This window comes from Clostridiales bacterium (assembly GCA_012512255.1).
Taxonomy (GTDB): domain Bacteria; phylum Bacillota; class Clostridia; order Christensenellales; family DUVY01; genus DUVY01.
Map to the genome: position 1 here is coordinate 1 of JAAZDJ010000112.1, position 10,413 is coordinate 10,413.

Below are 10,413 nucleotides of genomic sequence, written 5' to 3' on the forward strand. Positions count from 1 at the left end.
AATAACAAAAAATTCAAAGCCGTGCAAACAGGCGGGCCTTCGGGCGGATGCTTGACCGCCGAGCACCTTGACACGCCCATAGATTACGACAATCTTGTTAAACTCAATTCTATGATGGGCAGCGGCGGAATGATTGTAATGGACGAAGACAACTGTATGGTGGATGTGGCGCATTTTTACCTGCAATTTACGGTTGAAGAGTCCTGCGGCAAATGCACGCCTTGCCGCGAAGGCACCCATAAGATGTTGGAAATTTTGGAAAAGATAAAGTCCGGCAATGGAACGATGCAAGATATAACCGAGTTGGAAGAATTGGCGTATTATATTCAAGATTCGGCTTTGTGCGCTTTGGGACAGTCCGCGCCTAATCCCGTTATATCCACTTTGTTAAACTTCAAAGACGAATATATTGCGCATGTTGCGGACAAAAAATGTCCCGCTAAAGTATGCAAAGCGCTTGTTAAATATATGGTCGTTGCCGATAAATGCATAGGCTGCACAAAATGCAAACGCAATTGCCCCGTTCAAGCGATAAGCGGCGAAGTTAAAAAACCGCATAAGATTGACGCCAACCGTTGCATCAAATGCGATATGTGCAGACAAGCTTGCCCTGCAAACGCTATTATCTTGGAATAGGAGTTTGTAATTAATATGAATACTGTGACATTGACTATAGACGGACAACAAATCACTGTGCCTGAAAAATACACTATATTGCAAGCCGCCAAAGAATTGGGAATTTATATACCCCGATTGTGCTATTTAAAAGATATTAACGAAACGTCGGCTTGCCGTATTTGCGTTGTGGAAATAGAAGGCATGCGCACGCTCAAAAACTCGTGCACCGTAAGGGTTCAAAACAATATGGTCGTCAGAACCAACACCCCGCGCGTAAAAAAATCTATCCAAAAAAACCTTATGCTTTTGGCGTCCAACCACAAATTTGATTGCTGGAAGTGTCCCAGAGAACGCAATTGCGAGTTTTTATATTTGTTGAGGAAATACAATATTGATAACTCAATGGGCGAGGACGCGCATTTTACCAAAAAGCATTTTATAACCAATATAACAGACGCCATAGTTTTGGATAGTTCCAAATGTATCTTATGCGGCAGATGCGTCAGCGCTTGCCAAAAATTTGCCGGCACGGGCGTGCTTGACTTTAACGAGCGCGGATACCATACCTACATAAGTTCTGCCCAAAACCATGATTTAGACGATAGCGGCTGTATTTATTGCGGCAAATGCATTCAGGCTTGTCCTACCGGCGCTTTAAGAGAAAAGGACCAAATAGACGAAGTTTTGGAACTTTTATCTAATAAAGAATACTACACCGTAGTTCAAGTCGCTCCTAGCGTTAGAGCGGCTTTGGGCGAAGAATTTGGTTATCCGATAGGCACAAATGTTGAAGGCAAGCTATATAACGCTCTCGCAAAACTTGGCTTTGACGATGTCACGGATACCAACTTTAGCGCCGATGTGACCATAATGGAAGAAGGCGCCGAATTTATCCATAGATTGCAAGAATTTAAAAACGGCAACAAAAACGCGCTCCCTCTTTTCACATCCTGTTCGCCCGGTTGGATAAGATATATAGAATATTATTATCCCGAGTTCTTGTCCAACTTGTCGTCTTGCAAATCGCCTCAGCAGATGCACGGCGCGCTGATAAAACATTATTATGCCCAAAAAATCAATATACCCAAAGAAAAGATAAAAGTCGTTTCCATTATGCCTTGTATAGCCAAAAAATACGAGGCTAAGCGTCCCGAGATGGAAGCGGATGGAGCGCGCGATGTGGATTATGTTTTGACCACTCGCGAGCTTGCCAGAATGATAAGAAGACAGGATATTGATTTTAGGGCCTTGGAAGATATTGTTCCTTCTAGCCCTATGGCAAAATACACCGGCGCGGGCGTTATCTTTGGCGCGACGGGCGGCGTTATGGAAGCGGCGTTGAGGACGGTAAGAGATTTGTTGGAACAAAAAGATTATGCCGATGTGGACTTTGCCGCGATAAGAGGAGCGGGGGACGGCATTAAGGAAGCCGAGATTGAAATAGACGGAATTAAACTTACTGTGGCGGTCGTTCACGGCGCGGTCAATTTTAAAGAAATGTTTGAAAGAGTCAAACAAAACCCCGGCAAATACGCTTTTGTTGAGTTTATGGCTTGCACGGGCGGATGCGTCAACGGCGGCGGACAGCCTATCTTATGCGCAGAAGACCAAGAAAATATAGACATAAGAACCGAAAGGGCAAAGGCGTTATATAATATAGACGCTCAAAAACAATTGCGAAAATCCCATCAAAACCCCGTTGTGATTGAGCTTTACAAAGAGTTTTTGGAAAAGCCCGGCAGCGATAAGGCGCATAAACTTTTGCATACCCATTACGCCAAAAAAGAAAGTTATTCAAAGCTTTAATGATTAATGGAGAAGACAAAGCATGAAAAAGATTTTGTCGTTGGTCTTATTTTTGGTTGTTTCATTATCTAGCGTTTTTGCGCTATCGTGCGCCAAAGAGGGCGATAAAGTCAAAATTATGGTCCCCAACGGAATCACTTTAATAGCTTGGGGCGGGCTTTATGATAATTCGGATGTGGAAATTGACAATGTAAACGGACCTGATTTGTTGCTTACAGCATTTGCTTCGTCTTCTCACGATATAATTGTCGCGCCGTTAAACTTAGGCGCGCAGTTATTTAACAACAATAATACCAAATATAAATTAGACTCAATAATTACTTTTGGCAATTTATTTGTTGTGTCTAAAGATAATGTTTCACTAGACGAGAACTTGGAAGACTTAAAAGGCAAAGAACTGATAGCCTTTGGGCAAAACGCGACGCCCGATATAATCTTGCAAGCGGCGTTAAATTCAAAAGATATAACGGATTTCCAAATTGTTTATCAATCGGGAGTAAGCGATGTGGTAGCCTTCTTTACAAACGGCAATTATGATTACGCGCTTGTGGCAGAGCCCGTTTTATCGCAATTGAAAAATATGGGATTAAATCTTACCATTGTTGACCTTCAAGAAGTCTTAAAAAGCGATATGGATTCAATCCCCCAAGCGGGCGTTTTTATCAATCCCGAATCCAAAAACATTAATAAGGTTAATCAAATTTTAAAAGAGCTAAAAAACAATATAGAATACCTAAAAGCCAATCCCCAAGATTATGCGCAAGATATAATCAAACATCATGAGTATTTTAAAAACATAACTAGCGAAGTTATCGCCTCGGCTATCCAAAGCGGCAATATTATAGATTACAAAAAAGCCAAGGATAATAAAACCGTTTTGGAAGCGTATTTTCAATTATTAATAGACCAAAACTTATTGGGCGCTCAGCCCGCGGATGATTTTTATTATTAATGAACAGCGCAAAAAAACATTATAGCTTCATATATGTAACTCTTGGCGTAATGTTTTTGTTCGCGCTTTGGGCGATTTTGCAAAAAATCATTGACAATGACCTTGTAATTCCCGATATCCCCAGCGTATTTCGGGCGCTTATGGCTTTATTAAGGCAAGCCAAGACCTATGTTATTATATTAAAAACGGTAGGCAGGCTTATACTGACTGTAAGTATTTGCGCGGTTTTGACCTTGGTATTGTCTTATTTTTCTTATAAATTTGAAAGGTTTGAAAATTTTATCAAGCCGTTATTTAGCATAATGCGCGCCGTTCCCGTTGTCTCCCTTATAATAATTTTGCTGTTTTTGGCAGGCAATGACATCAGCCCGTATTTTATTACGGCGTTTGTGGTTTTGCCCGTTATGTATGAAGGGATTTTGGGCGGTTTTTTTGCCATTGACGACACATTAAAAGACGAACTTAGACTTCTAAGCAGTATTAATTTTAAAATAATAATGTCGGTTTTTATTCCAGTAACCCTGCCGTATATATTTGCGTCTTTTTTGCAATCCTTTGGTTTGGGGCTAAAAGTAATGGTCATGTCCGAGTTTATAGCGCAGCCCAAAGACACCATAGGCTATGCGATGTTGCAAGAGCGAATTTATCTTGACACGGCCGATATTTTCGCGTGGACTATTATAATGGCGCTGTTTGTCTTTTTGGTGGAATTAATCGTTAAAATGATTAGAAAAAAACATATCTAAAAAGCCCCGCAGACCAAAAATCTTGCAGGGCTTTTTTTAAACTCTTGCTGTTGGACCGTCGTCTTCTTGTTTATATAAAAACTTAATCATTCCAATAGACGCTTTTTGGGGCAAGATGCGGCTCAAAGCATATTGCATCTTGTTTTTTAGACCCACAACGCAAATGACATCGGGGCGTTTTTTGGTGGCTTGGCTAAAGATAGCTTCGGCAACTTTTTGCGCGCTCAAGCCATGCTGTTCCATATCCGCCAATGTTTTGGTCGCGTTTTCTAGATTTTGAACCTGTTCGCCATTTGAATAAATCTTTCTCTTTTGGGTAAATTCCGTTCTGACGCCGCCGGGCACAATGGAAGTCGCGTAAATATTATATTGGTTAAGTTCAATATTAAGTTCGGTAACATAGGCGCTTAACGCGGCTTTGGACGCGCTATAATACGCCTCAAAAGGCACGGGCATCTCGCCCGCCAAAGAACTCACAAAGATAAGCCGTCCTTTGTTATGGGCTTTCATAACAGGCACAATGCTTTTTACAAACTCTGCCGCCCCAAACATATTGACCTCAAAAAGATAGCTATAATCATCGCGCGTGGTCTTTTCGGCGGGCGCGGCGATAGAAATTCCCGCGCAATATACTCCTATGTCAATTTTTCCGTGTTCCGATAAGATTTTTTCAACCGCTTGCGATAAAGTCTCGGGATTGGCAATATCCACCGTAAAGTTGGTCACTCCCGCGATCGGGCATTCCGTCCTTGAGCCGTTATATACTATATAATTATTATCAATAAATTTTCTTATCGTTTCCATTCCGATACCGGACGAACCGCCCAAAACAAATACAACTTCTGCCATTTTTTACACCTCTTTTTAATATTATTAATAATATTATTTATTATCTTTTTAAGAAATATTTAATACTTGCGAAATAAGGAAAAAAATGTTATTTTAATTTCATGCGCATTTATAAATTATTTTATACGCAAATATATTTTTTATTTTGGAGGTAATTTCAATTTAATTAATAATTTTATATTTAGGACATATTATTATTAAAGCCCTTTTTAAAAAAATTTCAGGACTTTAAAAATGGCAATTCTTAAAAGTCTAAGGAATAATAGCGCAAAATAATACTTCAGTGCGCAAAGATTATTAACTTATAGCATATAAATTTTTTGAATATTTTTAAGAGCTTGAAAGGCTAATTTGGCAGGAGGTAAGATGATTTATTATAACAAAGAAGTTGAAGAAGTATTAAGCCAATTACAGACTTCAACTTCGGGGCTAAGCGATCAAGAAGCGGCTTTAAGGCTTCAAAAATACGGATACAATGTTTTGTCCGAAGAGAAAAGGGCGGGATTATTAGTTAAATTCTTAAAACAGTTAATCAACCCTATGATAATAATATTAATAGTCGCCGCGGTTATTTCGGGTATTTTGGGCGAATGGATTGATATGTCCGTTATTTTGGGCGTTGTGCTTTTAAACGCTATCATGAGCACAATCCAAGAAGGCAAGGCGGAAAAGGCAATAGCCAAACTTAAGAGCATGGCGACGCCTTATACGGCGGTTATTAGAAACGGTTCCGTTAAAATGGTGCCTTCCAACACCTTAGTACCGGGCGATATTATGCAAATTTCAGCGGGCGATGTTATCGCTGCGGACGCTAGAATAATCAAATCAAACAGCTTAATGTCCGAAGAGGCGGCGCTTACGGGCGAATCTACGCCTGTGGAAAAAAGCGCCGAAAAGATTGATAGCGATAATGTCATTGTGGGCGACCAAAAAAACATGTTATTTACCACGGGCAAAATCATATACGGCACAGGTCTTGCCGTGGTTACAGCCACAGGCATGAATACCGAAATAGGCAAGATAGCCAATATCTTAAAAGAGACCAAAGAAGAAACTACGCCGCTTCAAAGACGAATGAACGAAATAAGCGGCGTTTTGACAATAGCAATTTTAATAATGTGCGGGGTGATATTAGGCGTTAACTTGCTGATGGCATATATTAGCTTACGCCAAATTACCTTTGAAACATTTATAGACTTTTTTACTTTGTCAGTGAGCATCGCGGTAGCGGCGATACCCGAAGGGCTGCCCGCTGTGGTTACCTTGGTTTTGGCCTTAGGCGTGCAAAAAATGGCCAAGCGGCATTCAATAGTAAGAAAACTAAACGCGGTGGAAACTTTGGGATGCGTGCAATTTATATGTTCCGATAAGACAGGCACGCTTACCCAAAATAAAATGAGCGTAAAGAAAAACTATTTTGACGGCAAAATCCAACCCATTGAGTTGCCAAAAAGCCCTACAGCCGATTATTTTTTGAAATGTTTGATGCTTTGCAACGACTCTGTTTTGGAAGGCGAGCAAGGCGACCCTACCGAAATCGCGTTGTTGAAATTGGGCGCGGGCAACGGGCTTAATCAAAATGATTTTAATCATCTATATCCAAGGGTTTTTGAATTGCCTTTTGATTCAGAGCGCAAGCTTATGACTACGGTCAATCAAACCAATCAAGGACTTATTTCTTTTACTAAAGGCGCTGTTGACCATGTCTTGAAAAGATGCACGCATATTCAAATCGGAAATAATATCTTGCCTATAACCAAACAGCATATAGACGATATCCTAAACGCCAACAAAGAAATGGCCAGCACGGCTTTGCGTGTGTTGGCGGCGGCGTATAAACCTATCCAAAAAGTTCCCGATGAAAAAGAAAAAGGCGAATTGGAACAAAACCTAATCTTTTTGGGGCTGACGGGCATGCAAGACCCGCCCAGGCCCGAAGTTTACGAGTCAATTAAGACATGCAAAAAAGCTGGCATAAAAGTGGTAATGATTACAGGCGACCATAAAGATACGGCGGTAGCCATCGCCAAAGAACTCAACATTATCCAAAACGAAAAATACGCGATTACGGGCGAAGAGCTGGACAAAATGAGCGATCAAGAACTCAAAGAAAAGGTCAATTATTACAGAGTGTATGCCCGCGTTTCCCCCGAACATAAAGTTAGGATAGTAAAGGCTTTGCAAGCCAATAATAATATAGTCGCCATGACGGGCGACGGAGTCAATGACGCGCCCGCTTTAAAGACCGCCAATATTGGCGTGGGCATGGGCATTACGGGCTCGGATGTAAGCAAAGATGTTGCAGACATGATATTGACGGACGATAACTTCGCGAGCATTGTTACCGCGGTAGAAGAGGGCAGGAGGATTTACGCCAACATAAAAAAATCAACTAGATTTTTATTGTCGTGTAACGCCAGCGAAATTTTGATTTTATTTATAGCCTCAATAATAACTTTGGCGGCGTCTTTGACGGGCGGCGCATTAAAGGACATGGTTATTTTACATACCGTCCAGATACTGTTTATTAATGTCATAACGGACACTTTCCCCGCGATTGCACTGGGAAACGATAACGCCGAAGACGATATTATGGCGGTGCCGCCAAGGCGCGCGGATGAGAGCTTTTTTGATATTTTCTTGATAGGAAATATTTTGATTCAAGCGGCGTTTATGACGGGATTGACTTACGGCTCGTATTTTATCGGCCGGGCTATCGGGCAGTCGTCAGAGACCGCGACAACCATGGCTTTTGCGACTTTATCGTTAATACAGTTATTCCACTGCCTTAATATCCACAAAGAACGAAAATCAATTTTTGGACGCAATTTATTTGGCAATAGAATGCTCATTATCAGCATCGCTGGTTTAATTATATTTACCGTGCTTATAATCTCAATAGAGCCAATAGCCATGCTCATCAAGAGCGTGCCCCTTAATTTCAAAGAGTGGTTAGTGGTCTTTGCGATGTCAATTTCAATAATACCGGTAGTTGAGGTTATGAAGGTAATAAGCCGCGCTATATGGAAAGTTAAGGTAGAAAAAATATATTAATAACAAAAAAACCTAAAAAGGAAAAAGCCCTTAAATTTTAAGAGCTTTTTCCTTTAGGGTGGAGAATGAGGGTTTTTTGGAAAGAAGCCTAGAATAGCCTTACCTTTCCATTATGGCAATAATCTTATGAACTTTGTTATCTTTAAAACTAGGCGCAATATTTCCTTCTATCTTCTGGCCGTCAATAATAAGGTTTTTTACGCCTTTGCATAGTTTATCGGGATTTTTGACGGTAATTTCGTATATAGCGTTTTGATAATGTCTTACTATGGTATATTCTTTAAAATCTTGAGGTATGCAAGGGTCTATTTTCAAGCCCTCGTATTCGGGCCTTATCCCTAAGATGCTTTGGGTAATCGCCACAAAGTTCCACGACGCCGTGCCCGTAAGCCAAGAATTTTTGGCCTGACCCAAATTTTTGGAATCGGGGCCGGCAATCATTTGCGAATAAACATAGGGCTCGGTTTTGTGAATATCGCTTTCATCTTCCAAATACGCCGGGCAAATGCGCTTATAAGCCTCAAAAGCTTTGTCGCCTCTGCCTATCGCGGCCTCGCCCATCATAATCCAAGGGTTGTTATGGCAGAAGATTGCGGCGTTTTCTTTATAGCCCGGCGGATAAGAAGATATTTCGCCAAGGTGCAGATAATACTTAGTATAAGCGGGCTGCACCAATACAAAGCCGTATTTTGTGGCTAGATGTTTCCAAGCGCTGTCAAGCGCGCGTCTTGGATAATCCAATTCATTTCCTATCAGCGCCATAGAGCCAAATCCTTGAGTTTCTATAAAGATTTTGCCCTCTTCATTTTGTTTGGAACCCACGGGGTTTGAAAAGGCGTCATAAGCCCTCAAAAACCATTCGCCGTCCCAGCCATATTTTATTATTGCTTGTTCCATCTTGGCGATCTCGTCTTCCACGAATCGCGCGTCTTCTTTTAGGTTGTATTTTTGGCACAGCCTTAAATAATCTTTGCCTACATATACCGCCATGCAGGCGATTAATACGCTTTCGGCCTTGTCGCTGCCTACATTTTCAGTCGTTTGAAAACTCTCGTCGGGATTTTTAGAAAAGCAATTAAGATTTAGGCAATCATTCCAATCGGCCCTACCAATCAAGGGCAAACCATGCTCGCCCAAATTGGTTACTACTTTGGCAAACGCACGCCTTAAGTGTTCGTGCAAAGGCGTGGCAAGTTCGGGGTTATTGTCATAAGGCACCATCTCGTCCAAAATAGTATGGTCGTCGGTTTCCCTAAGATAAGCGCAAACCGCCAAAATAATCCAAAGCGGGTCGTCGTTAAAGTTGCTGCCCAAATCGTGATTGCCTTTTTTGGTCAAAGGCTGATATTGATGATACGCGCCTCCATCGGGAAGCATGGTGGAAGCAAGGTCAATAATGCGCTGGCGCGCCAAATGCGGTATTTGATGCACAAACCCCAGCAAATCTTGCGAGCTGTCCCTAAAGCCCATGCCTCTGCCTATCCCGCTTTCAAAATACGAGGCGCTTCGCGACATGTTGAAGGTGACCATAACTTGATACTGGTTCCAAATATTGACCATGCGATTTAATTTTTGATCATGGCTTGTCAATTGGAATTTATTAAGCAAACCATTCCAAAATTCTTTTAACTTTTCTAACTCTTGCGTTATTTTTTGGACAGTATTAAGTTTTTTAAGCGTTTGTTTTGCGGGCGTCTTATTTACTTTGCCGTCTGTCCATTTTTGGTCTTCGGGCAATTCAGCGTAACCCAATATAAAGATAAAATCCTCGCTGGAGCGGGGCGCTAATTCAACTTCTAAATAATGCGAGGCGATAGGCGACCATCCTGAAGCCAATGATTGATAACTTACGCCTTCGCTTACGGCCTGCGGGCAGTCAAACCCGTTATAAAGCCCCAAGAATGCGTCCCTATCCGTATCAAAACCGTTGATATCGGCAACGGACGCGTAATAGGCGTAATGGTTGCGTCTTTCGCGATACTCCGTAATATGATATATGATATTATCTTCCACTTCCACTTCGCCCGTAGAAAAATTGCGTTGAAAATTGGTCATATCGTCAAATGCGTTCCACAAACAAAACTCTTCCAAAGTCCAAATTTTGATTTTTTTGGTTGTGTCGGAGTTGTTGGTCAAGGTCAAATGTTGGACCATCGCGCTTATATCCAAAGGCACAAAATAAACAACTTTTGCTTGCAATCTGTTTTTGGACGAATTTATTTTGGTATATCCCAGTCCGTGACGGCATTCGTAACTGTCAAGTTCGGTCTTGACCGGTTTCCATCCGGGCGACCAGGCCGTATCGCAATCTCTTATGTATATATAATTGCCCCCATCGTCAATAGGAACATTATTATATCTATATCTAGTAATACGGCGAAGCCTTGC

The 10,413-nt window shown here is 41.4% G+C and carries 7 protein-coding genes; 5 read left to right on the plus strand and 2 right to left on the minus strand.

Annotated elements, in window-relative coordinates:
* The 4 genes from GX756_05720 to GX756_05735 form a co-directional block, all read left to right on the plus strand.
* On the plus strand, positions 1-636 hold a 636-nt coding region (locus GX756_05720), incomplete at its 5' end, for a 4Fe-4S binding protein (GenBank protein ID NLC17358.1).
* Between the two features lie 15 nt (positions 637-651).
* Positions 652-2,424 (plus strand): 4Fe-4S binding protein, encoded by a 1,773-nt coding sequence (locus tag GX756_05725; GenBank protein NLC17359.1) that lies wholly within the window; start codon positions 652-654, stop codon positions 2,422-2,424.
* A gap of 22 nt (positions 2,425-2,446) precedes the next feature.
* On the plus strand, positions 2,447-3,376 hold the full coding sequence (locus tag GX756_05730) for an ABC transporter substrate-binding protein (protein ID NLC17360.1): 930 nt from the start codon (positions 2,447-2,449) through the stop codon (positions 3,374-3,376).
* Positions 3,376-4,122, plus strand: a complete 747-nt coding sequence (locus GX756_05735) for an ABC transporter permease subunit (GenBank protein NLC17361.1) — start codon at positions 3,376-3,378, stop codon at positions 4,120-4,122. Before GX756_05730 ends, GX756_05735 begins: the two co-directional genes overlap by 1 nt.
* Before the next feature lie 36 nt (positions 4,123-4,158).
* Here the strand turns inward: GX756_05735 and GX756_05740 are convergent, their stop codons facing one another.
* On the minus strand, positions 4,159-4,971 hold the full coding sequence (locus GX756_05740; GenBank protein NLC17362.1) for an SDR family NAD(P)-dependent oxidoreductase: 813 nt from the start codon (positions 4,969-4,971) through the stop codon (positions 4,159-4,161).
* Positions 4,972-5,337: 366 nt separating this feature from the next.
* Here GX756_05740 and GX756_05745 point away from each other — a divergent pair, with 366 nt between their 5' ends.
* Positions 5,338-8,025 carry a cation-translocating P-type ATPase gene (locus GX756_05745; GenBank protein NLC17363.1) on the plus strand — a complete coding sequence of 896 codons (2,688 nt, stop codon included), beginning with the start codon at positions 5,338-5,340 and terminating at the stop codon, positions 8,023-8,025.
* A gap of 99 nt (positions 8,026-8,124) precedes the next feature.
* On the opposite strand, the gene GX756_05750 is transcribed toward GX756_05745, so the two are convergent.
* A partial coding sequence (locus tag GX756_05750; GenBank protein ID NLC17364.1) for a glycosyl transferase occupies positions 8,125-10,413 on the minus strand: 2,289 nt, incomplete at its 5' end.

Excerpts from the sequence above, each read along its gene's own strand:
- GX756_05725 (NLC17359.1), top strand. The coding sequence starts at position 652 with ATGAATACTGTGACATTGACTATAGACGGACAACAAATCACTGTGCCT.
- GX756_05730 (NLC17360.1), top strand. The coding sequence starts at position 2,447 with ATGAAAAAGATTTTGTCGTTGGTCTTATTTTTGGTTGTTTCATTATCT.
- GX756_05735 (NLC17361.1), top strand. The coding sequence starts at position 3,376 with ATGAACAGCGCAAAAAAACATTATAGCTTCATATATGTAACTCTTGGC.
- GX756_05740 (NLC17362.1), bottom strand. The coding sequence starts at position 4,971 with ATGGCAGAAGTTGTATTTGTTTTGGGCGGTTCGTCCGGTATCGGAATG.
- GX756_05745 (NLC17363.1), top strand. The coding sequence starts at position 5,338 with ATGATTTATTATAACAAAGAAGTTGAAGAAGTATTAAGCCAATTACAG.